Here is a 22,489-nt window from a genome sequence, read left to right on the forward strand (position 1 = left end):
GTTTTATACAAAACATGCTTTAATTTCCATATGTATTATTTTATGAAAGGAGGTATCTCTAATGGGCTTTTTTAAAAAGAAAAACACACCTGTAACATATAATGAAAAATATCTCAAAAGCGAAATCGACATGACAAGAGATGCACTCAATGCCGCATATTCCAATTTTGATAACGCTACAGACCCCGACCTTATTGACTGCTATATTTACCAGTTAAATTCAGAGCAGAAACGTTACAAATATCTTTTGCAGCTTGCCCGTGAATACGAAGATAATACTACTGCATAATCATTATAGCAGCTTATTATTCTTCTGTTTCTACAGAACCGCTGACCGATTGTCCACCATTTTCAGATTCTGTTTCTGATACTGTAACCACAGGTTTTTCATATGATAAAAGCTTATATACAAGTGCTGCCACAACAGCTCCCGCAAGCGGTGCAACTATAAATACCCATACCTGTGAAAGTGCCTGAATATCTCCATTTACCGCTCTTGCAAGTGCCGGTCCGAAACTTCTTGCCGGATTAACACCCGTTCCTGTAAAAGGAATCCCAAAAAGATGTACCGCTGCAAGCGAAAGTCCGATTACGATACCAGAAACACTCTTATATTCAGGTTTTGAAGTCACTCCGATAACTGTAATTACAAATACAAATGTAAGTATGAATTCAATTATCAATGCTCCCCATACATTTACCTGTAAAAATGCAGATGCATCGCCATATCCGTTTGTACCAAAACTCAAAAGATTGTATCCGTATGAGCTGTACTGTGAAATAATGTCCTCACTAAATGTTTTTGAAATTCCAAGCATTGCAAATCCTGCCGCAACACCGCCAAGCAACTGTGCTATTACATATCCCATAAAATCCACAATGCTCATTCTCTTTGAAATAAGCATGCCAAGCGAAACCGCAGGATTAATATGGCATCCTGAAATATTACCAATTGAGTAACACAAAACAGCAACTATAAATCCAAATATCAAAGAAATTCCGACTACTCCGAGAAATCCCTGATAACCTGCGGTAAATGACGCAACGCCACATGCAAGAAATGTTAATAAAAATGTACCAATAAATTCAGCAAAATATTTTCTCATTTTTCTTTTCCTTTCCTTATAAATCTGATATTATATAATATACGTGATTACAAGATAGAATAGCATAATCAATGTAATTATACAATAATTTAATATGGGAGGTACTAATGGATACTAAAAAACAAAAGAAACCCCTTTTAATTATTATATGTATTTTGTCTGCTCTGCTTGTCTTAGGACTTGTGCTCGGACTTACGGTTTTCTCTAAATTCCGTATGTACACAATTTTCTCAAACAGAGGTTCAAGATTATATTCACCTGCACAGATACGCGATATTAAATCTGACGCATATGATAAAGGTGCCAATGATTTTGTCGATGACATGAAAGGCCGCCTTGAAAACGGAACCGGCATTAATACAGTTCTACGCGAAATTTATACTGAAGATTTCATTTACACGGTTGATGGCAAATATTATTTTTCACCTATAAATTTTGACCTCAAGATGAACAAGCTTAACAATGCTAATTTTTCAAAGAATTCCAATGGCGAAATTACATATTCTGAAAACGGTGCCGTTGTATCGCATAAAGGTATTGATATTTCACGTTATCAGGGTAATATTGATTTTTCAAAAGTTAAACAAAGCGGCGTAGAATATGCAATAATCCGCTGCGGTTACCGCGGATATTCAGGCGGAACAATCACTGACGACTCTTCATTTGACACATATATGCGTAATGCACTCTCAAATGATATAAAAGTTGGTGCATATTTCTTCTCACAGGCTCTTACTAAAGACGAAGCAGTTGAAGAAGCCGACTATGTAATATCAAAGTTAAAACCTTATAATGTTACATGTCCGGTTGCAATTGATGTCGAGGAAGTAAATGCCGGTTCTTCACGCCAGAATACCCTCACTAATGAAGCATTGACAGATACTGTTATTGCTTTCTGTGACCGAATAAAAGAAGCCGGATACACTCCTATGATATATGCCAATTCAAGATATTTTGCCGGCAAACTTGATATGTCCCGCCTTGAGGATTATGAAAAATGGTATGCATTCTATGCAGATGTACCATATATGCCATATGAATTTTCAATGTGGCAGTATACTAACACAGGTTCTGTTGACGGAATCTCAGGCAATGTAGATTTAAATATAAGCTTTAAATCATGGAACTAAACAACTAAATCATTAACATAGCCAGTATTACGCTGGACACTATTCCTGCCAAAGTTGATATCAACGCACCGGAAAGTGTCCAGCGTGTTTTTGTTATTTTGGCTGCAACTGAATAAACGGATATCGTAAAAAATATCGTCTCTGTCGCAGAGGAGGCAATTGACGCGATAAGACCTATAAGAGAATCGGTACCATATTCCTTAAACAAGTCAAGCGTCAGCCCGGTCGCTGCTGATGAACTGAACATTCTTACTATAAGCAATGGAATTACAGGTGATGGAAGTCCTATTTTTCCTGTAAATTTTCCTATGAAACCGGATATCATATCTAAAAATCCCGATGCACGAAGCACGCCAACCGCCATCATGAGCCCGACAAGTGTAGGTGCTATTGATACAACTGTCTTCATGCCATCTTTTGCACCTGTCACAAATTCGTCATAAACATTTACTTTCTTTATCATTCCGTGAATTACAATAAAAAGCATAACCGCAGGAATTATATATCCTGAAACTGCAACAACCACATTCATACAGAATCTCCTTTTCCGCCAGAAAGTTTCCTGCCTGAAAGATACATTATTCTGCAAAATATAACTGCCACAAGCGTACTTATTGTCGTTGCAAGAATTGCTGGTGCAACTATTGATGTTGGATTAGAGCTCCCATACATGCTTCTGTATGCGATAATATTAACAGGTATAAGCTGAAGTGAAGATACATTTATTACAAGAAATGCACACATTGTATCTGATGCTTTTTTTGAACCACTATTAAGTTCTGCCAGACTTTCCATTGCACGAAGTCCTGCAGGTGTAGCCGCCCAGCCAAGCCCGAGAATGTTGGCTATTACATTTGTTGTCATATGCTTCATTGACTCATGTTCACATGGGACATCCGGAAACATCCAATGCATTACAGGTCTGATTTTTTTCGTACAAGTCATTATAAGTCCTGATTTTTCGGCTATTTCCATAAGTCCCGTCCACAAAGACATAACTCCAAGCATTGTTATACACAAAGTTATTGCATCTTTTGCACATTCAATTGCACCATCCGCAACCGCCTGGACATTTCCGGTAAACGCACCATAAATGCCCCCGATGATAATCATAAATCCCCATAAATAATTAAGCATAGGCTCACCGTAATATTATCATTACAATAAACCTATGCTTAACTTTTTAAAAATATTACTATTTTGTTTTGTGTTCATTAACAAACTTACATATCATTTCTCTTGTCAGACTGACATCGTCTTCCTCTATATCAAGTTCATCGGCATGAAACCATTTTCCGACCGACAACTCATCTTCCTGAAGATGTATGCTGTCATCTCCGTCAAGCTCACAGAAATATCCATAAAGAAGTGAGCCCGACAACGCCCACGGCTGACTCTTATAATAACGGAGATTTTTTACATGAACGCCTACTTCCTCGTATACTTCACGCATAACAGTTTCCTCAACCGTCTCTCCAATCTCGGTAAATCCGGCTATAAGAGCATAATTGCGGTAAGTTCTTCCGGCATATTTGGTAAGAAGTATCCTGTCGCCATCTGTGACAGCCACTATAACTGCCGGGCATATCTTAGGATAAACTGTATTTTTACAATCCATGCAATGCATCATACGTTCATTTTCACCATGAAACATCAATCTGCCGCATCTTCCGCAATACCTGTTATCACGATACCAGCCATACAGGTGGTATGCCGTAATTGCCGCAAATGCAAGTTCTTTTGGCTTCGCATTGCGGAATACATTTACACCTGTAAAATCATAACCTTCAATTATATTTTCATACTCGGCATGTATTCCCGAATCTGCCATTTCTCCAAGAAAAGCACCCTTCTGCACTTTTCTTTTTGGAAGTGCAAGAAAAAACTTCTTCTCATTATCGTTTTGTGACGGCTCTTCACCTATTTTTTTGTCAGTCAGGCAGAATAAATATATAAAATCATATGTCTCATTAACATCTGTTCCCGATGCTTTTTTAACTTTTTCAATAAAATCGCCATATTCCGGATAAGTTATGCTGTCACCGTTTTGTGATGCCAAAACTGTATTTCCTTCAAAAAAGAAAATTGTATCTTTAGCATCCGGTGTAATATTTCTATACTGGTTATCCAGATGTCTTGGGGCAATATTCTGTATCATTGTGTATTCTCCGTAATAATTAACTAGAATGTTACCAGTTCGTTTACCGGCGGCTGTGCAGGTTCAACTTTACTTACATAAAGAACAGGACCTTTTTTCTTGTATGCCATCTGGAATTCATACTTGACTGTTGCAGTAACTGTAACCCACTGCTTATTTTCAAGTGAAGAGATATTATCATAGAAACTTATATATCCTATAAACTGCATATCAGCCTCACAGCATGTCATTACTTTTCTTCCCGGAACAAAATTCTTGTCCTTGAAATATTTATTTTTAAGAACCTGTCCCTTGAAACGGACTGTCTTATTCCTGTATGCTTCAGGTCTCTCGGAAACATCCATATACCAGATACCGTAATCATCATCTTCAATCTCGATAACATCAGTATTAATGTCATATGGAAGCTGTTCTGCAATTGACATCATATCGCCTTTTTCATCCTCAAATACAATCTGTATTGCAGAATTTAACGCTTTCATGCTTCTTCTGTAGCTTCCAAGCTCCATGCTTGTCTTGCATCTGTTAAATATTACCATGTCAGCATATTTTACTGTCTCTGCAAGAATCATCTTCATGTTAGCCCACTGCACACCGAACTGTGCTGCATTAAAAAGCGTAATAGACTGATATATCTGCCAGCCCTTTGGTTTTTCTGTCTCGAAAATCATCGTAGGTTCCCACATGCCGTTATATTCAACAATAACAAGCCATGGATCATACTTTTTATCAAGTTCGTTAAGCTTTTCTGTTGTAAACTCCTCTTTTTCAAGCACTACCATATCAATGCCGTTTTCATCAAGCATTTTCTGGTCATACTCTTCTTCGCCCTCTTCGCAGACAATGAGAAGCTTTTTCTTCGCTTCATCAAACTGACCCATCTCTATTGTTTCAGTGATGAATCTTGTCTTGCCGCTCTCAAGCTGTCCGTTTATTAAAAATATAGGAATCTGGTATTCTTCATCTGCCATTCCGTACATTTACCCCACTTTCATCATAAATTAAATAACTCTTTGAGTGCATCTTCTTTGAGTTCGGCACCTATTACACAAATTCGTCCTGTATAATCAGGATTGCCTTCTCTTATTTCATATTCTTCAGGTACAAGGTCAAAGTACATCCATGTTCCGTCATTTGCAGGAAGCATGCCCTTTGCTCTCAAAATACTGCCATATTCATTTGTATTGGCAAGTTTTTTAAGAATAGCATCAAGTGCTTCTTTATCATATTTGTTAGGTGTCTCTTCTCCCCAGCTTGTAAATACATCATCTGCATGGTGATGTCCTTCATTGTCATGATGATGATGTTCATGCTCGTGGTCATGGTCATGATGGCAGCACTCGTCGTCATGGTCGTGATGATGGTGCTCATGCTCTTCATCGTCATCATGATGATGTCCGCAGCAACACTCGCCGTCATGATGGTGATGCTCATGCTCATGTTCCTCATGTGTCTTTTCTGCCTGTTCTGCAAGCATTTCAAGCTCAAGATTTGTAACATTTTCCATAGCAGCAAGAATCTGCTTTCCATCAAGTGAATCCCATGGAGTTGTGATAATATGGGCATCTGCATTGAGTGAACGAATCATCTCGATAGCTTTCTTTAACTTGTCCTCACTTACATTCTGTGTTCTGCTCAAAATAATTGTTCCGGCATGTTCAATCTGGTTGTTGAAAAATTCACCGAAATTCTTCATATACATCTTTACTTTTGATGCATCCGCAACAGTTGATGCACTGTTTAATCTGATTTCATTTTCAATATGAAGGTCCTTTACAGCCTTGATAACGTCTGAAAGCTTACCGACACCTGATGGCTCAATAATGATTCTGTCAGGATGATATTTGTCTACAACTTCCTTTAATGATGTTCCAAAATCACCTACAAGTGAACAACAGATACAGCCTGAGTTCATCTCTCTGATTTCAACGCCTGAATCCTTTAAGAAACCGCCATCAATACCTATTTCACCGAATTCATTCTCAATAAGAACAACCTGCTCATCCGGCAATGCCTCTTTTAAGAGTTTGCTGATAAGAGTTGTTTTTCCTGCACCAAGAAATCCTGATATAATATCTACTTTTGTCATGTTAAACAATCCTCCATTCTAATAATTTAAGCCGTTTTAACGACATTTATTCTTTAATTTTCGCCTCTGATGTTATTATATCAAACTTGTCAACCTCAAAATGCGGAGCAGCATAACTTTAGTACCGCCCCGCATTTTATATAATTTACACGGACGTCAAACCTGATTTTGCATGTCCGCCTATTCTTCTATGCTTTCCAAAACATCAAAATAATTTTCAAATGTTTTTTTACAACATTCGTAATTATCTATAACTATTCCGTCAACTTTTAATCCTATTAGAGCAAATGACATAGCCATTCTGTGATCATCATAAGTCTGCACAACCGCCGGCTTAACATCAGACGGATAAATCTTTACCGCGTCCTGTTCTTCTTCGACTCTTACACCCAGCCTTGCCAGTTCAGTAACTATCGCATGGATTCTGTCTGATTCCTGAAGTCTTATATGTCCTATATTTTTTATATATACAGGCTCTTTTGCAAATGGTGCTATAGCAGCAAGTGTCATAGACTGGTCTGAAAAATCATTCATATCAATCTCAATGCCATGAAGAGTTCCGTCAGCTGGTGCTGTTACGCGGATTCCACGCCGTTCCTCTTTAACATCACAGCCCATTTGCTCAAGTACATTTAAAAATCTCATATCACCCTGCATAGATGTAGAATGTACATTTCTTACAAGAATACTTCCACCGGTAATTGCCGCTGCTGCATAAAAATAACATGCTGCCGACACATCCGGCTCAATCTGATATGTCTCCGGCTGATACTTAGAACCTGCCTCTATAACGTATGTTTTACCGTCAAATGAAACTGCACATCCAAACTGTGCCATCATTTTTTTAGTAATTCTTATATATGAGCCATCTGTTTTTTTGCTTGTAATATGAATAGTAAGACCATCATCAAGCATTGGTGCAACCATCATCAATGCACTTAAAAACTGTGTGCTCTCACTTATATCAATAGAAACCTCTTTTGTCGGCTTCCTGCCTCCAAAAGCTGCTCCTGTTACATTTACAGGAAGATGGCCTTCTTTTTCTGTAAATTCAAACTGTGCTCCCATTGATTCAAGTGCATCAAATAAAGGCTTCATCGGACGTTTTTTCATCTGCTGCGATGCGTCGATAAAATATTTACCATCCGAAAGTGCAAGCATAGCTGTGAGAAATCTTGCTGCTGTTCCCGCACTTCCTACATTAATTGTGGCTGACTTATTCGGAATGCCTCCACCGTGACCGTGAATTATTGCATATTTTTCAATCTCACTCGCTTCAATTATGTATCCAAGCGATATGAGACTTGACAAAAAATATCTTGAATCATCACTGAACAAAACACCGTTCAGGCAACATTCTCCGTCTGAGAGAGCTGCCATAAGCAACGCTCTGTTTGTAATACTTTTTGAACCCGGTACTTCAACTTCACAATTAATATTATGTGCCGGTTTTTTTACTTTATATTGTGACATTTCTACCAACGCACCATGCCTTTCGCCTTACTTTTGCTCACAATCTCTGTTATTAATATCGTAATATGGTCTGTGATGACCAACATACTTATATGCCGGACGTATGATTTTTCCTGCATTTACAAGTTCCTCAAGACGATGTGAGCACCATCCTGAAACTCTTGAAATAGCAAATATAGGTGTAAACAGCTCTTCAGGTATTCCAAGCATTGAATATACAAAACCGCTGTAAAAATCCACATTTGCACAGACAGGCTTAAACATCTGACGCTTCTGCATGATGAGATTTCCTGCCTCTCTCTCAACAAGTTCATACAAAGCAAATTCTTTCTGCATGCCTTTTTCTTCCGAAAGGCTTTTTGCAAATTTTTTAAGAATTACAGCTCTAGGATCTGAAAGTGTGTATACAGCGTGTCCCATGCCATATATAAGACCAGCATGGTCGAATGCCTGCTTATCAAGTATTTTAAGGAGATATTCACATATCTCATCTTTATTTTCCCAGTCGCTGCAATGTTCCATAATATCTGCAAACATACGCTGTACCTTTAAGTTGGCACCACCATGCTTAGGACCTTTAAGTGACGCAATTGAAGCAGCTATTGCCGAATATGTATCAGTACCTGAAGATGTTACTACGTGTGTTGTAAATGTTGAGTTATTACCACCACCATGCTCTGCATGAAGGACAAGGCAGATATCAAGAACTTTAGCTTCAAGTTCTGTAAACTGTCCGTCGTCTCTTAACATATAAAGAATATTTTCTGCAATTGAATAATCTTTTCTTGGATTCTTAATCATAAGTGTTCCATCAAGCTTATAATGTCTGTATGCCTGATAAGCATATACAGATATAAGCGGCATTTTTGCGATGAGCTGCAATGACTGTCTCAACACGTTAGGAACGCATACATCATCAGGATTTTCATCATAAGAATAAAGGCTTAAGATACTCTTCATAAGAGAATTCATCAGGTTTGTACTTGTCGCCTTCATAATTACATCTCGAAGGAATGCTCCTGAAAGTTCTTCAAGGTCGGTAAGAATATGAATAAAATTCTTTCTCTGCTCCTCTGTTGGAAGCTTACCGAATAACAAAAGGTATGTTGTCTCCTCAAAACCATACTTTCTGTCACCAAATCCGGCAATAATCTCAGCAACATTGAATCCCTGGAAATATAATTCACCGTCAACAGGGACCTTTCGACCATTATCACTGCGTGTACCAACAACATCGGAAATTTCCGTAAGTCCTGTGAGTACACCGTTACCATTACTGTCACGAAGACCACGTTTTACATCATAGTCAACATAGAGTGACGGGTCAATAGAGCCTGAACGGGTACACTGCTTTACAAGCTCCTCAAATGCACTCTTCTCAACGGTTGTCAGTTCCATCATCTGTTGATTGTTCATTTCTTCCTACCTCCAAAACGCTATTTCCTGTAATAAATCTTACAAACTGACGCTATTATGCTATATTTACAGGACTTTGTCAAACATCCGTTTTATTTTAGTGAAATACACACCGGCTGTCTAACTCTTCTCCCATAAAATCAAGATATACTGAATGTGTACGGTTATAAACTTCTTCATCATCCATAAATTCCCCTGCATAAAGAATTCTATATTCATTATCATAAAAGTTACAGCTTACTCCGCTTAAATTCATATCATTTTTCTTGTAAAATCCTATCCTTTTTATCATATAATCCTTAGCCGGTCCATCCTCTGCATACTCAGGATTTTCAACCTCAAGAATAAGCCTGTTGCCGCTGTCTGCAATTTTTTCTTTGATTTTCCCAAGAAATTCAGAACCGATTCCGCTGCTTCTTTTTTCAGGAACTATTGCAAAATAATCAAGAAGAACGGTATCTTTTGTTCTATCATTAATAAAGAAAGCATATCCTGCAAGCTCACCATTTTCATTGTAATATCCGTATACAAAATACATATCTTTCTTATACATATCAATTATCTTCTTTAATGACTTTACTTCGCTATCCGGGAAATCATTGACAAGTCTTTTATTATAAATTTCTGAAAAATCGTCTATACCTAATATTTTAATCATTATTATCACCTATCCTTACCGCCATAACTGCAGTACACAGCTCTCTAAAATCCTTTGCTCCCTCAAAATCTTTTTTACCAATTACAAAACATACGGGAACCGCCTGTTTTTCATTGCTGCCACCTTTTAAAAACAAATAAAAACTCTCTGTATCCTCACACCATTTTTCAACGCTGTCCCATGGTATAATATAGTTATCATCATTTACCTTGACATCAATTTCATCAGATGTTATCACATACTCATACACAATGCCTACATTCTTTGAATACTGTGCAGTAAATAATTTCAAACTGTTTTTATCAATTCCATACATGCCTGCATAGAGCAGAACGGCACATATCGCCGCAAAAACAAATGCAATGCTTTTATAAGAATCATCAATACTATACATTGTCCTTGCAAATATGCTGACGCTCACCATTCCGCACACAAGCCCTGACATATTTAAAACCAGCTTTTTTGTCTTGTACGTCTGATTATCAAAACCATCTGCACGTATTATATTTTTTATCATATCCTTTTTAAATTCTGTTTTATTTTCTATTTGCATTTTATTACTCTTTTCATTAAAATTATAATTATTATAACAGATTGGAGGCTTCTATGGCTATAGCATGTATTACAGGTGCAAGTTCCGGAATCGGCATGGAATTTGCAAAACAACTTTCTTTTATGGGTTACAATCTTATTCTTGTAGCCAGAAACCGCAAGGCTTTAAAGGAGCTTGCCGATTCACTCCCGACTAAGTGCATGATTATCACATGTGACCTTGCAAGTGAAGATTCATGCCGTACACTTGCTGACAAACTCAAAAAATATAATATCCGGATTCTTATTAACAATGCCGGATTCGGAGATGTAGGTGCTTTCTGCGAGACAAGTCTTTCCAAAGAACTTGATATGATTGATGTCAATGTGAAAGCCACTCACATTCTCACCAAAGAACTGCTTCCGGGATTTATAAAACGTGACTGCGGATATATTTTAAATGTTGCCTCAAGTGCCGGACTTCTCCCTGGCGGTCCTTATATGGCAACTTACTATGCAACAAAAGCATATGTTACAAGTTTTACAAGTGCGATTTATGAAGAACTGAAAGATATGAAGAGTAATGTTCACATAAGTGCATTATGTCCCGGACCTGTTGACACCAATTTTAATGAGACAGCAAATGTTATTTTTGCCCTTAAAGGTATCAGTGCCGAATATTGTGCATCTTATGCATTAATTAAAATGTTTAAGAAAACTCTTATTATCGTTCCGACATTTAAAATGAAAGCAGCAATCCTTAGTGCAAAATTATCACCACGGAAAGCCGCTCTTGCAATCACAAAGCATCAACAGCGTAAAAAACTGTAGATTTCTTATATGTATAATTTTAATAACTTATTCACCCCTCAGGCTCTGGGCTGTTTCGCTTATTTTCCTGAGGCGGTGGTTTACACCTGATTTTCCTACGGGCGGATCTAAAAGCTCACCTATATCTTTTAAATTCATATCCGGATTATCAAGACGCAGTCTGGCAACATCGCGAAGCGTCGGTTTCAAATAATCGAGTCCGACTGTATCTCTTATATATTCTATATCTCTTATCTGTTTTACAGCCGCTTCAATCGTTTTATTAAGATTGGCTGTCTCACAGTTTACTTTTCTGTTTACATCATTTCTCATGCCTTTGAGTATCATTACATTATAAAGATTCATCTGCGATACATAAGCACCGCACACATTAAGACAATCCGTTATATGACTGCCCTCCTTTATGTATACAATATAATTTTTCTTTCTTGCTGTAATTTTTGCATCAAGATTAAAAAATGTCATCATTGACTGAAGCTGTAATGCATCGTCGTTGCTGTCACATACAACTTCAAAATGATAAAATTTATTTGGATCGCTTATCGAGCCTGCTGTGAGAAATGCCCCCTTTATAAATGCTCTCTTGCAGCAATCTTTCTGAACAATCAGAGGGTCTGCAAATACTCTCTTTGCGTCATTAAGATTATCATCAGTCAGCCATTTTAAAGTCATAAGTATATGTTTTACATACTTTTCGTCTCTTATTATAAGCTGCAAGCCGTCTTTTATAATTTCATTTTCCGTAATTCCGAAAATCTTTGCGGCTAGTTCTGTAAATACTGCAGCAACCGTTTCATTTTCAGTTACAAAAACTATTGTATATTTTTTATTTGTGTCGGTATGTATATGTCCGCCAAACGCCATCATGGCTGCAAATTCAGCAATCTGACAATGTTTTGCTGTATCTGTTTTCGTCTTTAATTCTTCTTTTACTTCTGATGAAAATGACATAATTCTCCTTACAATTTTCTCTTTGCGTCTTTATCTATATCACGATGTTCAACTTTACAGCCGTACTCTGTCTTTTTAAGCCTGTCCGCTATCGCATTGGCAAGTGTCACTGAACGATGCTTGCCGCCTGTACATCCTATTGCTATAACAAGGCTGTTTTTTCCTTCCTGCACATATTCCGGCAGAAGAAAATCAAATAAATCCATAATTTTATCAAGAAAAATATGTGCTGCATCAAAGCCCATAACGTAATCCTGAATAGGTTTATCATTACCTGTAAGTTTTTTTAATTCCTCTATATAATAAGGATTTGGCAGAAATCTCACATCAAATACAAGGTCAGCATCTGCCGGAATTCCATATTTAAATCCAAATGAAAGAACTGTGACAAACAGATTATTATAATGTCCGTTCTCTACAAATATTTTTTCAAGTTCCTGTTTTAATTCTCTTGTAAGCATATGGCTTGTATCTAGAATATAGTCTGCATGCTCTTTTAAAAAACTCATCTGTTTTCTTTCTTCTTCAATAGCATGGTCAACCCTGTCATCTTTGGCTAGCGGATGTGTACGTCTTGTCTCTTTGTATCGTTTAACCAGAACTTCGTCACTTGAATCAAGATATAATATTTTATAATTGTAATGTCTCTGCGAAAGCTCCTTTAACATATCGTCAAGCTCGTTTAAAGCATCTCCGCTTCTTATATCAACGCCAAGTGCAACATTGCAATATTCTTTTTTCTGTCCTCTTGCAAGTTCAATAAACTTAGGTATAAGTTCAATAGGCATATTATCCACGCAATAATATCCTTCGTCTTCAAATACATTAAGTGCTGTTGATTTACCTGCACCGGACATTCCTGTAACTATTACTATCTTCATTTCTTATTCCTCAAAGCCAAGCTTTTTCACTTCTAATTCAAGTTTTACACCATTGAGTTCATATATTTTTTCTGATACTTCATCTGTAAGCTTTATAACATCTGCAGCTGTGGCATTGCCCTTGTTTACAACAAAACCGGCATGTTTTTCTGACACACATGCTCCGCCGCATGTAAATCCTTTAAGTCCTGCATCAGATATCAGCTTTCCAGCAAAATATCCTTCCGGTCTTTTGAATGTGCTTCCTGCACTTGGATATTCAAGCGGCTGTTTTTCTTTTCTGCTTGCGGCAATCTCTGCCATACGGCTGCGGATTTCTGTCTGGTTTCCCGGATGGAGTGCTATAACCACATCTATGACTATGTCCTTTCCCGGACGCAGGACACTTGTTCTGTAACCAAATTCAAGTTCCTTATTATCAAGCTTTCTTATATTGCCATCTTCATCCATAATTGATGCCGAAACAACAATGTCTTTCATTTCTCCGCCATATGCACCGGCATTCATCATTATACCGCCACCAATACTTCCCGGAATTCCGCTTGCAAATTCCATTCCCGAAAGGCTGTATCCTGCCACAATCGATGCAAGCTTTATAATGCTCATTCCTGACTGGACACGGATGTATATAACATCAGCTTTATCAACTGCACTTTCACAATTGTCATGTAAAATCTCATATCCTGCAAATCTGCTGTAAAGCTGTATTATGACACCTCTGTAACCAGCATCGCTTACAAGCAGATTGCTTCCATTTCCAACCACATAATATGGAACTCCTGCTTTTTTAAGGTATATTACAGTGTCATGAATCTGTGCTGCATTTACAGGCGTAGCAAACAAATCCGCATCTCCGCCAATTCTGAATGTTGTATGGTTTTTCATCGGCTCAGACTTTTTTACATTGTCCTCCCCGAGAATTTTTATTAAATTTGAATATAAAATGTCATTATCACTATTCACTTTGACTCCATTCTCCAACTATTACAATGCAAGCTTTGCAGCTCCATATATTCCTGCATCATTAAGAAGACTTGCTTTTACTATAGCTGTATCAATGCTCGGATGAAATGCCTGCTTTTTATAATATTTTTTTATTTTATCAATAAAATAATCACCGGCTGCAGATACTCCACCGCCTATTACAAAACATTCAGGGTCAGCAATTGCCGCAGCACATGCCAGTCCTTTACCAATGTAGCTGCATACTTTTTCTATTACTTCTTCCATATCTTTATCACCGGCTTTTGCACGGTCAAATACTTCTTTTGCATTTTTTGTACCTGCAAGCCTTGCAATTCCGGTTGCTGAGGCAACCTGTTCAAGACACCCCGTCTTTCCGCAGTTGCATGCAAAATCAAGTCCGTCAACTAATGGCATATGCCCTATTTCTGCCGCAGCACCATTAAATCCGTTAATCGGTTTTCCGTCTATTATAAGACCACCTCCAACGCCCGTTCCTATTGTGACCATCATTATGCTTGAATATTCTTTACCACTGCCCTTCCAATATTCTCCAAGTGCTGCAACATTGGCATCATTGCCGGCTTTTATCTTTTCTTTTGGAAATATCAGAAGCTCTGACAGTTTCTTTGGCACATTTACTACATCCCATCCGAGATTGACACATTTATTAACTGTTCCGTCGTCTCTCACTGCTCCGGGAACGCCTATCCCTATTCCGGCTATATCCGTGAATTTCTTTTTATGCATTGCAAGTGTCATTTTTATATATTCTGCAATATCCGGTAAAATGTTTTCACCGGAATTTTCTTTTCTTGTCGGCAGCTCTTCTTTTTCAATAAGTTCTCCGTCATCTGAAAAAAAACCACATTTAATTGTTGTTCCTCCAACATCTATGCCAAATACCACTTTATTCATCATCGTCGTCTCCCCTCATGAGATTCTCCTGAACTCTTCTGTACAATTCCTTAGCTGCATTGTAACCCATCTTCTTCTGTCTGTGATTTACGGCTGCTGCTTCAACAATAACTGCAAGATTACGTCCAGGACGGATTGGAAGTGAATGGCAGACTACCTTATTTCCAAGATATTCTGTATATTCCTCTTCAAGACCAAGTCTGTCATATTCCCTGTCTTTATTCCAGTCTTCAAGCTTCATTACCATATCTATCTGCTGTGTCTCTTTGATGCTCTCAACACCAAAAAGTGTCTTGACATCGATTATTCCGATACCTCTTAACTCAATAAAATACTTAGTAACGCCGGGTGCCGTTCCTATAAGGGTCTCATCACTTACCTTTCTTATCTCAACAGCGTCATCAGTTACAAGACGATGTCCACGCTTTATAAGCTCAAGTGCTGCCTCGCTTTTACCGATACCACTCTCACCTGTTATAAGTACACCTGTACCATAAACGTCAACAAGTACACCATGTATTACTATGCATGGTGCAAGCTGTACATTAAGCCATCTGATAACTTCTGCCATAAATGCCGATGTGGCAGCTTTTGACTTCAATATCGGTATTTTATATTTTGTTGCAAGTTCGATAACTTTTGCTTCCGGCTCTAAATCCCTGCAAAAAACAAGGCATGGAATATTGCTTGACAGAAGCTGCATATATCTTTCGTATCTATCTGTCTCTGAAAGGCTTGAAAGATAAGAATATTCTACATTTCCAATAATCTGTATTCTATCATTATCGAACTGGTTATAAAATCCAGTAAGCTGTAATGCAGGTCTGTTTACTTCCGGAATATGAAGCCATATCCCTGATGTATCAACATCCGGTGTAAGATTTGTAAGCTGCATTTTTTCTATAACTTTTGAAAGCTTTACTCTTTCTGTTCCGTTCATAAAATCCTCCATGTTTTCCGAAGGAAAATGCGACTGCCCTGCAGGAGCAGAGGATTTGTCCTCCTTGTTTTTGCGGAGCAAAAATCCGAATCCTTTGATGAGGAGAGGATTTAGCCTCCTTGTTTTCCGAAGTTCTTTTATAATTATATCACATTTATATGCTAATGAAAATATTTGTAGATATTTACTGCGACCGTTTCTGTTATTCCATCCGCTCTGCAAAGTTCTTCAACACTGGCATTACGGATTTTATCTATATCCTGGAAATGCTTCATGAGTGCTTTACGCCGTACAGGTCCGACACCCTCTATTGCATCAAGCACTGATGATACCTGTGCCTTGCTCCTGAGACTCCTGTGATATTCTATCGCAAATCTGTGTGCTTCATCCTGAACTCTCGTAATAAGTTTAAATCCTTCACTGTGCGTATCAATCGGTATCTCGACATTATTGTAATAAAGTCCTCTCGTATTGTGGTGGTCGTCTTTAACCATTCCACATACAGGAATTTTAAGTCCAAGCTGGTCAAGTACCTCAAGTGCAATATTTACCTGTCCACGACCGCCATCCATCATAATAAGGTCAGGATATATATCAAATCCGGATGAACCTTCTATCGCACGTTTGAACCGCCTTGTAAGCACTTCTCTCATGCTCTTGTAATCGTCAGGTCCTTTTACAGTCTTTATCTTAAATTTTCTATAGTCATTTTTCTTTGGCTTTCCGTCCTCAAATACAACCATTGAACCTACTGATTCAATACCATTTGTATTGGAAATATCATATGCTTCGGCTCTCCTGATATTTGGAATATTAAGCCATCCGGCAATTTCTTCCATCGCACCTGTCGTTCTTTGCTGTTCCCGCTTGATTTTCTCACCGTCCTGAATCAGTACCATGCGTGCATTCTTGTATGCAAGTTCAACAAGTTTTTCTTTATCACCTTTTTTCGGTGTCACAACAGAAACTTTTCTCTTTTTAATCTTAGAAAGCCAGTCTGCGATTATGTCAGAATCGTCTATCTCTTCCTGTATCATTATAACATTAGGAATATAAGGCGTTCCTCCATAATACTGCTTCATAAACTGGGAAATTATCTCACTCTTTCCGTCTCCTTCTGCAACCGACATGTGGAAATGGTCGCGGCCAAGCAGTTTTCCTTCCCTTATAAAGAATACCTGTACAACTGCATCCGTCCCGTCTGAAGCACATGCTATAACATCCCTGTCAGCACTGTCATCAGCTGTAATTTTCTGTTTCTGGGCAACCTGTTTTACGCTTGCAATCAAATCCCTGTACTTTGCCGCTTCTTCATATTCCATCTTTTCAGACGCTTCCATCATCTGCGATGTAAGCCCGTCTATAATTTTTTTGTAGTTGCCACCAAGGAAATCAATAACTTCATCTATTGATTTCTTATAATCTTCCTGCGAAATATATCCCTGACATGGTGCCGAACACTGCCCTATATGGTAATTAAGACACGGACGCTCTTTTCCAATATCGCGTGGAAGAACCCTGTTGCATGTTCTTATTTTATAAAGCTTACATAGCAGCTCTATTGTATCTTTTACTGCTCCTGCGGACGTGTATGGTCCAAAATACCTTCCTGTTCCGTGTTTCATTTTTCTTGAAAATATAACTCTGGGATACGCTTCATGTACGGACACTTTTATAAAAGGATACGTCTTATCATCCTTTAACATAGTGTTATACTTTGGGCTGTGCTCCTTTATCAGATTGCACTCCAGCACCAATGCCTCAAGTTCTGAATCTGTTATTATATATTCAAAATAATCAACATTCGACACCATTCTTTTTATTTTTGCCGTATGTTTTGTACTTGCACGAAAATACTGCCTTACGCGGTTTTTAAGATTAACCGCTTTTCCTACATATATAATCGTGCCAATTTTATCATGCATTATATAAACTCCCGGCTTATCAGGAAGTTTTTTAAGTTCCTCTTCAAGATTAAACATAAAATCAGCCTCATTTCCTGTTTAAACGCCGCACAATTTATTTACATGCATATTATGTATTTTAAAACGAATCTCCTTAGCGGATTCATCTTTGCAAACAGACTTTCACGAAGCTTTCTTATCTGACTGCATACATATTCGTTATTATCATTGTCTATGCCATCATTTTTTCTATAATTGACCATGAGCACGTAATCTATAATCATTTTTATATTATTAATTCTGAATATGTCATCACTTCCCTCAAGGACTTCCGCATATTCTTCATAATCCATGTTAAATCTATTATATCCACAGCGGGCAAGAAGATTTTCCAATGAATTAAACAATGCAGTTACGTCTGATGACTCCAGCATGTTATCTACACGCTTTTTCTTTTTTGCACAGCGTACTATAAATATTATAACAAATAAAATGGCTGCTGCAATCAATATTATTTTCCACAAAAATCCGAAAACTGCGGTGACTTTTCCACCTGCTATTGTATTATTTCCACTCTCCTCTGTGGAAATGTCTCCTGCGGATGCTGTATCCTGATTATTTTCTGCTGTATCCTGTTCATCAGTTAAAGATGTGTTCTCCTGTTCATCGGATGATGTTTCCTGCTCCTGTGGCTGTTCCTGCGAAACATTTTCTTCATTTTGTGAAGATGGTGTAACATCAACCGTTATCCAGCCATATCCATCAAGATATGCTTCGACCCACGCATGGGCATCTGAACTTTTTACATCTACAACCGATTCAGTGATAACAGCTTTATTTTGCTGTAATGTATTTAACGTATTAACTGTATCTGCCACTGCTATCCTGTCTGCCGGAATTCTGTAACCCTCTACATATCTTGCCGGAATATTAACAGACCTTAATAATATAACGGCACTTGATGCAAAATATGTGCAGTACCCTTCCCTGCTATCCATAAGAAAGTATTCAACCGCATCTCTTCCATCAGGAACACGTCCCGGAGAAAGTGTGTATCTGTAATTTTTACTGAAATAATCTTTCAGCTTCTGGATAGAATTCAGCCGTTCCTGTGTGCTTGCATTTTTAGGCTTGTAGGTATAGAACGTATTTAAATCTGATAATGAAAATCCCTGAATGCTGGAAGCTCCACCGCTCTTGTGTGCAGTATCATTCAGAAGTTCCATATCAGTCATAATATGTGTGCTGAATCCATATGGTAAATCTGTCTTTTCCTGCATAATATCGACAAGTTTTGATATATAAGATGTATCAATATCAATATATGTTAAATTTTGTGGTATATTCTTATCTCCACTTATTCTTGTCATCTGGTATATTTTTGTGCTTCGCCCAAAATCCCCTGTTCCACCATCTATATAATCTTTTAAAACATCACTGGCAAGTGCTTCTTCTATCATATCAAATCTTTTCTGATCCGCACCTTCAATTACACTTAAAGCCCGTGTCCATTTATTTCCGCCATAATAATAATTATAGCTTGTATATGTTGGAATATATAAATCTTTTCCTGTATTAAGTGTTGTTATCCTCGCAACCGTGTCTGATTTTATCTGGACAGAATCCGCCTCACCTATAACACCATCATTTGTAAGCCCCGTTACTTTTACACCACTATCATCATTGTTTTCATTTTTACCACCGTCAGCATTTCCAGCCACAATTCCGTCAAAAATCCCATTAACAGACTCATCCATATCTTTGCCCCATTCAATGAAAATCTGTGGTCTTTTATAATCTTTATTCACAACATCAGTCACAATAAGAGCTGTTCCCACCAATGCACATATCATGAATACCACTGCCGGCTTTTTTATGTCACGTTTCTTTCTCTCTAATGCTGCAACACAAAATACATATGTAATACATATCACACATACAAACGCAGACGGAATTACAGAATATGCTATAAACAGACTCATTGCCGGAAGAATTTCTACAATTGCAACAAGCATGCTTCTTACATATACTACAGTAAAACTTATAATGTATGCCATAATAAGCACACAAAGAAATATTGCCAGTGATTCCTGTCCCTGTGCCGCAATATATGCTTTACTGTCAGATGATGAAACCGCTCCCTGAATATCCGCATATGACCTCCCACTTCTGAAAAATGTCTCCATCTGGTTTGCAATATGAACAAATCCACTGATTATCATGCTATGTGCAGCCACAAAAAGCAACAATACTGCCAATCCATACACGATACTGAATTTTTTTCTTATTTTGGGCAGACTTATACATATAACGACAACACATGTAATAACTGCCTCATATATATACACTCCTGCCGAATCTGCATATAAAGCATTTCCGGTAAACATGGCACCTGTTATTCCGAACATACCTGTCATGGCAATTACCACACACATTAATATTTCCTTTATAATGTCACTTGTATCTGCCTGTAAATCATTCATGTTAATCTGCCCCATCTTTAATATTAAAAATCCTGTCAAGATTATCCTTTTCCACATTTATGATATCATAAATATCGCTTTCGTAATCCTGCATAGTAATAAGAACCGGATACTGTCCCAGATTAATACTGTTTTGCGTAATAACATAATTAAGATGCATCAAAGAATCCGTCTCACACTTTATGCACATAACTTCAAGCAGTGCTTTTTCGAGTCCTGCTTCATCATCAAAATCAAATGATGTTATATCATATTCCAATCCATCCCATACAACAAAACGTGCCGATATTCCATCCTCAAGATATGCAAGTCCGAGCAGATATGCTGCCTCGTAAATCAAATCCAGCTTATCCCTGAATTTATCTGTCTTTACTTTCGTAAGGTCAACAATAATCGTATTTCTCTTTTCTACCTCTTCACCATATTGACGCACTATAAAATCATCAGAATTCATACTCAGCTTCCAGTGAATTTTGTTGACACTGTCTCCGTCAGCAAACTCTCTTAAATCAAGCACTTCTGTATTATCTGTTTCCTCAAATGATAATACAAACTCATCCTCTTCATTCTGATAATCAACAGCCCGGAAACTTCCATCCTTTTTCTGCGGAAAAACAATTGCCTTTCTGATACAGTTATAATCATATGTAGTTGAAAAAAAACGGATATAATCAGTAACCTTCAGTTCCGTAAAATATATGTTTACTATTCCTATATGCTTTGGTTTAAAATCAAGACTGCATTCCCTCATGCTGCCACTGCCAATTTCAACTTCTGCCTGCTTTGTATTCCCGTCATTGGAATATCTTATCTGTGCTTTGAGCACGCCTTCGGGCGGTCCAAATAACGAATTGCCACCTTCAATAATTCTGACATCGATATTGTCACCGACAGACACTACACTATTATTAATCTTTACAAATATCTTCATTCCATGTTTTGAAATACTAAAAATTATATATGAAAATAACGGTATGACAATCACCATTACCAACATAACCATAAATTCAAAATTAACATAAAGGCAGTTAAGAATTACTATTCCAATTACACTAAGAATATATAATATTACTCTTTTTTTCACAATATTCCTCTCGTACCAATCTTAGGAACATCTACACTTCTGCAAATGCTGTCTATTACACTTTCCTCTGTTATATGACCACGTTTCAGACTTCTATTTAAAATAATTCTGTGTGCCATCGTATCATTCAGCACAAACTGTATATCTGATGGAAGTACATAATCATGCCCACGTAAAAAAGCTTCTGCCTTTGCCATATTAATGATTGAAATACTTCCTCTCGGGCTTATTCCCTGCAAAATATCCTCTGAATCACGCGTTTTAGCTACAATTTTTGCAACATATTCATATATGCTGTCATCGACATATACCTCATCTACTATATCTCTCATAGCCATAAAATCCTGTGCATTTATAACATTTTTCGATAAAACCCTGTTTGATAAACCACCGGTTTTACTCTTCATTATGCTGACTTCATCTTCAACTGACGGATATCCCATGGTAACTCTTATCATAAATCTGTCCATCTGCGATTCCGGCAGTTTCTGTGTTCCCACCGAACCAAACGGATTCTGTGTGGCAATAACCATAAACGGCTCAGGAAGTGCATATGTAACCCCATCAACACTTACCTTTCCTTCTTCCATAACCTGAAGAAGAGCGGACTGGGTCTTGGGAGATGTTCTGTTAATCTCATCTGCAAGCAGGATATTACAGTCTGCTGCCCCTGCCTTGTACTCAAACTTATTAGTTGCACGGTTATACATATTAAAGCCCACTATATCTGATGGCATTACATCAGGCGTAAACTGTACCCTGTTACATTTAAGCCCCAGTGTTTCTGCAAATGCAAGTGCCATAGTTGTTTTTCCAACTCCCGGAATATCCTCTATGAGAACATGTCCTCTTGCAAGAATTGCCATCATTATCTTACAGATAACCTCATCCTTGCCCACAACACTCTTTTTTATCTCCATCAATACGTTTTTTGCCATATTTAAGTAATATGTATTATCTGTCATATATATCT

General features: G+C 37.7%; 22 protein-coding genes. 3 read left to right on the forward strand and 19 right to left on the reverse strand.

The window, feature by feature from the left end:
• Positions 1-61 precede the first annotated feature (61 nt).
• On the forward strand, positions 62-289 hold the full coding sequence (locus H8S01_RS12195) for a YaaL family protein (RefSeq protein ID WP_021865537.1): 228 nt from the start codon (positions 62-64) through the stop codon (positions 287-289).
• A 16-nt stretch (positions 290-305) separates the two neighbouring features.
• Here H8S01_RS12195 and H8S01_RS12200 read toward each other — a convergent pair whose 3' ends face one another.
• Positions 306-1,106, reverse strand: a complete 801-nt coding sequence (locus H8S01_RS12200) for an MIP/aquaporin family protein (RefSeq protein ID WP_186837350.1) — start codon at positions 1,104-1,106, stop codon at positions 306-308.
• A 107-nt stretch (positions 1,107-1,213) separates the two neighbouring features.
• On the opposite strand from H8S01_RS12200, the gene H8S01_RS12205 reads away from it, so the two are divergent.
• Positions 1,214-2,236, forward strand: coding sequence for a glycoside hydrolase family 25 protein (locus H8S01_RS12205; protein WP_186837351.1), 1,023 nt, complete (start codon positions 1,214-1,216; stop codon positions 2,234-2,236).
• A gap of 4 nt (positions 2,237-2,240) precedes the next feature.
• Here H8S01_RS12205 and H8S01_RS12210 read toward each other — a convergent pair whose 3' ends face one another.
• The 9 genes from H8S01_RS12210 to H8S01_RS12250 form a co-directional block, all read right to left on the reverse strand.
• Complete coding sequence (locus tag H8S01_RS12210; protein ID WP_186837352.1) at positions 2,241-2,768, reverse strand: spore maturation protein; 528 nt, start codon at positions 2,766-2,768, stop codon at positions 2,241-2,243.
• A complete protein-coding gene (locus H8S01_RS12215) occupies positions 2,765-3,373 on the reverse strand; it encodes a nucleoside recognition domain-containing protein (RefSeq protein WP_186837353.1) in 609 nt (202 codons plus the stop codon). The genes H8S01_RS12210 and H8S01_RS12215 overlap by 4 nt, the downstream gene beginning before the upstream one ends.
• Before the next feature lie 58 nt (positions 3,374-3,431).
• Entirely contained in the window at positions 3,432-4,394 is a 963-nt protein-coding gene (gene nudC, locus H8S01_RS12220; RefSeq protein ID WP_186837354.1) for an NAD(+) diphosphatase, read from the reverse strand.
• Between the two features lie 23 nt (positions 4,395-4,417).
• Complete coding sequence (locus tag H8S01_RS12225; RefSeq protein ID WP_243204373.1) at positions 4,418-5,374, reverse strand: GTP-binding protein; 957 nt, start codon at positions 5,372-5,374, stop codon at positions 4,418-4,420.
• A gap of 14 nt (positions 5,375-5,388) precedes the next feature.
• The gene (locus H8S01_RS12230) at positions 5,389-6,483 is read right to left on the reverse strand and encodes a CobW family GTP-binding protein (protein WP_186837355.1); all 1,095 of its coding nucleotides are present in this window, start codon (positions 6,481-6,483) and stop codon (positions 5,389-5,391) included.
• Between the two features lie 180 nt (positions 6,484-6,663).
• On the reverse strand, positions 6,664-7,956 hold the full coding sequence (gene aroA / locus H8S01_RS12235) for a 3-phosphoshikimate 1-carboxyvinyltransferase (RefSeq protein WP_186837411.1): 1,293 nt from the start codon (positions 7,954-7,956) through the stop codon (positions 6,664-6,666).
• A 27-nt stretch (positions 7,957-7,983) separates the two neighbouring features.
• Positions 7,984-9,372 carry a citrate/2-methylcitrate synthase gene (locus tag H8S01_RS12240; RefSeq protein WP_021865546.1) on the reverse strand — a complete coding sequence of 463 codons (1,389 nt, stop codon included), beginning with the start codon at positions 9,370-9,372 and terminating at the stop codon, positions 7,984-7,986.
• Between the two features lie 97 nt (positions 9,373-9,469).
• Positions 9,470-10,030, reverse strand: coding sequence for a GNAT family N-acetyltransferase (locus H8S01_RS12245; protein ID WP_186837356.1), 561 nt, complete (start codon positions 10,028-10,030; stop codon positions 9,470-9,472).
• Entirely contained in the window at positions 10,023-10,583 is a 561-nt protein-coding gene (locus H8S01_RS12250) for a YcxB family protein (protein WP_186837357.1), read from the reverse strand. Before H8S01_RS12250 ends, H8S01_RS12245 begins: the two co-directional genes overlap by 8 nt.
• Before the next feature lie 53 nt (positions 10,584-10,636).
• Between H8S01_RS12250 and H8S01_RS12255 the strand changes: the two genes are divergently transcribed.
• Positions 10,637-11,392 (forward strand): SDR family NAD(P)-dependent oxidoreductase, encoded by a 756-nt coding sequence (locus H8S01_RS12255; protein ID WP_186837358.1) that lies wholly within the window; start codon positions 10,637-10,639, stop codon positions 11,390-11,392.
• A gap of 27 nt (positions 11,393-11,419) precedes the next feature.
• Here the strand turns inward: H8S01_RS12255 and whiA are convergent, their stop codons facing one another.
• The 9 genes from whiA to H8S01_RS12300 all read right to left on the reverse strand — a co-directional run bounded on the left by whiA (position 11,420) and on the right by H8S01_RS12300 (position 22,481).
• The gene (whiA, locus tag H8S01_RS12260) at positions 11,420-12,343 is read right to left on the reverse strand and encodes a DNA-binding protein WhiA (protein ID WP_021865550.1); all 924 of its coding nucleotides are present in this window, start codon (positions 12,341-12,343) and stop codon (positions 11,420-11,422) included.
• Positions 12,344-12,351: 8 nt separating this feature from the next.
• The gene (gene rapZ / locus H8S01_RS12265) at positions 12,352-13,224 is read right to left on the reverse strand and encodes an RNase adapter RapZ (RefSeq protein ID WP_186837359.1); all 873 of its coding nucleotides are present in this window, start codon (positions 13,222-13,224) and stop codon (positions 12,352-12,354) included.
• Positions 13,225-13,227: 3 nt separating this feature from the next.
• Positions 13,228-14,187, reverse strand: coding sequence for a UDP-N-acetylmuramate dehydrogenase (gene murB, locus H8S01_RS12270; protein WP_330605616.1), 960 nt, complete (start codon positions 14,185-14,187; stop codon positions 13,228-13,230).
• Between the two features lie 21 nt (positions 14,188-14,208).
• A complete protein-coding gene (locus H8S01_RS12275) occupies positions 14,209-15,105 on the reverse strand; it encodes an ROK family protein (RefSeq protein WP_186837360.1) in 897 nt (298 codons plus the stop codon).
• Positions 15,098-16,045, reverse strand: a complete 948-nt coding sequence (gene hprK / locus H8S01_RS12280) for an HPr(Ser) kinase/phosphatase (protein WP_186837361.1) — start codon at positions 16,043-16,045, stop codon at positions 15,098-15,100. The genes H8S01_RS12275 and hprK overlap by 8 nt, the downstream gene beginning before the upstream one ends.
• 161 nt (positions 16,046-16,206) lie before the next feature.
• A complete protein-coding gene (gene uvrC / locus H8S01_RS12285; RefSeq protein ID WP_186837362.1) occupies positions 16,207-18,027 on the reverse strand; it encodes an excinuclease ABC subunit UvrC in 1,821 nt (606 codons plus the stop codon).
• Positions 18,028-18,068: 41 nt separating this feature from the next.
• The gene (locus H8S01_RS12290) at positions 18,069-20,471 is read right to left on the reverse strand and encodes a transglutaminase-like domain-containing protein (protein ID WP_186837363.1); all 2,403 of its coding nucleotides are present in this window, start codon (positions 20,469-20,471) and stop codon (positions 18,069-18,071) included.
• A complete protein-coding gene (locus H8S01_RS12295; RefSeq protein WP_186837364.1) occupies positions 20,434-21,516 on the reverse strand; it encodes a DUF58 domain-containing protein in 1,083 nt (360 codons plus the stop codon). Before H8S01_RS12295 ends, H8S01_RS12290 begins: the two co-directional genes overlap by 38 nt.
• Complete coding sequence (locus H8S01_RS12300) at positions 21,513-22,481, reverse strand: AAA family ATPase (RefSeq protein WP_186837365.1); 969 nt, start codon at positions 22,479-22,481, stop codon at positions 21,513-21,515. The genes H8S01_RS12295 and H8S01_RS12300 overlap by 4 nt, the downstream gene beginning before the upstream one ends.
• Positions 22,482-22,489: the final 8 nt, after the last annotated feature.

It is taken from the genome of Lachnospira hominis (ex Liu et al. 2021) (assembly GCF_014287955.1).
In the GTDB taxonomy this organism is placed as follows: domain Bacteria; phylum Bacillota; class Clostridia; order Lachnospirales; family Lachnospiraceae; genus Lachnospira; species Lachnospira hominis.

Bases quoted from the DNA above. Each gene is read 5' to 3' on its own strand.
- whiA (WP_021865550.1), bottom strand. From the start codon at position 12,343: ATGTCATTTTCATCAGAAGTAAAAGAAGAATTAAAGACGAAAACAGAT.
- H8S01_RS12225 (WP_243204373.1), bottom strand. From the start codon at position 5,374: ATGTACGGAATGGCAGATGAAGAATACCAGATTCCTATATTTTTAATA.
- nudC (WP_186837354.1), bottom strand. From the start codon at position 4,394: ATGATACAGAATATTGCCCCAAGACATCTGGATAACCAGTATAGAAAT.
- rapZ (WP_186837359.1), bottom strand. From the start codon at position 13,224: ATGAAGATAGTAATAGTTACAGGAATGTCCGGTGCAGGTAAATCAACA.
- uvrC (WP_186837362.1), bottom strand. From the start codon at position 18,027: ATGTTTAATCTTGAAGAGGAACTTAAAAAACTTCCTGATAAGCCGGGA.
- H8S01_RS12195 (WP_021865537.1), top strand. From the start codon at position 62: ATGGGCTTTTTTAAAAAGAAAAACACACCTGTAACATATAATGAAAAA.
- H8S01_RS12250 (WP_186837357.1), bottom strand. From the start codon at position 10,583: ATGCAAATAGAAAATAAAACAGAATTTAAAAAGGATATGATAAAAAAT.
- H8S01_RS12255 (WP_186837358.1), top strand. From the start codon at position 10,637: ATGGCTATAGCATGTATTACAGGTGCAAGTTCCGGAATCGGCATGGAA.
- H8S01_RS12230 (WP_186837355.1), bottom strand. From the start codon at position 6,483: ATGACAAAAGTAGATATTATATCAGGATTTCTTGGTGCAGGAAAAACA.
- H8S01_RS12200 (WP_186837350.1), bottom strand. From the start codon at position 1,106: ATGAGAAAATATTTTGCTGAATTTATTGGTACATTTTTATTAACATTT.
- H8S01_RS12215 (WP_186837353.1), bottom strand. From the start codon at position 3,373: ATGCTTAATTATTTATGGGGATTTATGATTATCATCGGGGGCATTTAT.
- H8S01_RS12240 (WP_021865546.1), bottom strand. From the start codon at position 9,372: ATGAACAATCAACAGATGATGGAACTGACAACCGTTGAGAAGAGTGCA.
- aroA (WP_186837411.1), bottom strand. From the start codon at position 7,956: ATGTCACAATATAAAGTAAAAAAACCGGCACATAATATTAATTGTGAA.
- hprK (WP_186837361.1), bottom strand. From the start codon at position 16,045: ATGAACGGAACAGAAAGAGTAAAGCTTTCAAAAGTTATAGAAAAAATG.
- H8S01_RS12205 (WP_186837351.1), top strand. From the start codon at position 1,214: ATGGATACTAAAAAACAAAAGAAACCCCTTTTAATTATTATATGTATT.
- H8S01_RS12210 (WP_186837352.1), bottom strand. From the start codon at position 2,768: ATGAATGTGGTTGTTGCAGTTTCAGGATATATAATTCCTGCGGTTATG.
- H8S01_RS12245 (WP_186837356.1), bottom strand. From the start codon at position 10,030: ATGATTAAAATATTAGGTATAGACGATTTTTCAGAAATTTATAATAAA.
- H8S01_RS12300 (WP_186837365.1), bottom strand. From the start codon at position 22,481: ATGACAGATAATACATATTACTTAAATATGGCAAAAAACGTATTGATG.
- H8S01_RS12275 (WP_186837360.1), bottom strand. From the start codon at position 15,105: ATGAATAAAGTGGTATTTGGCATAGATGTTGGAGGAACAACAATTAAA.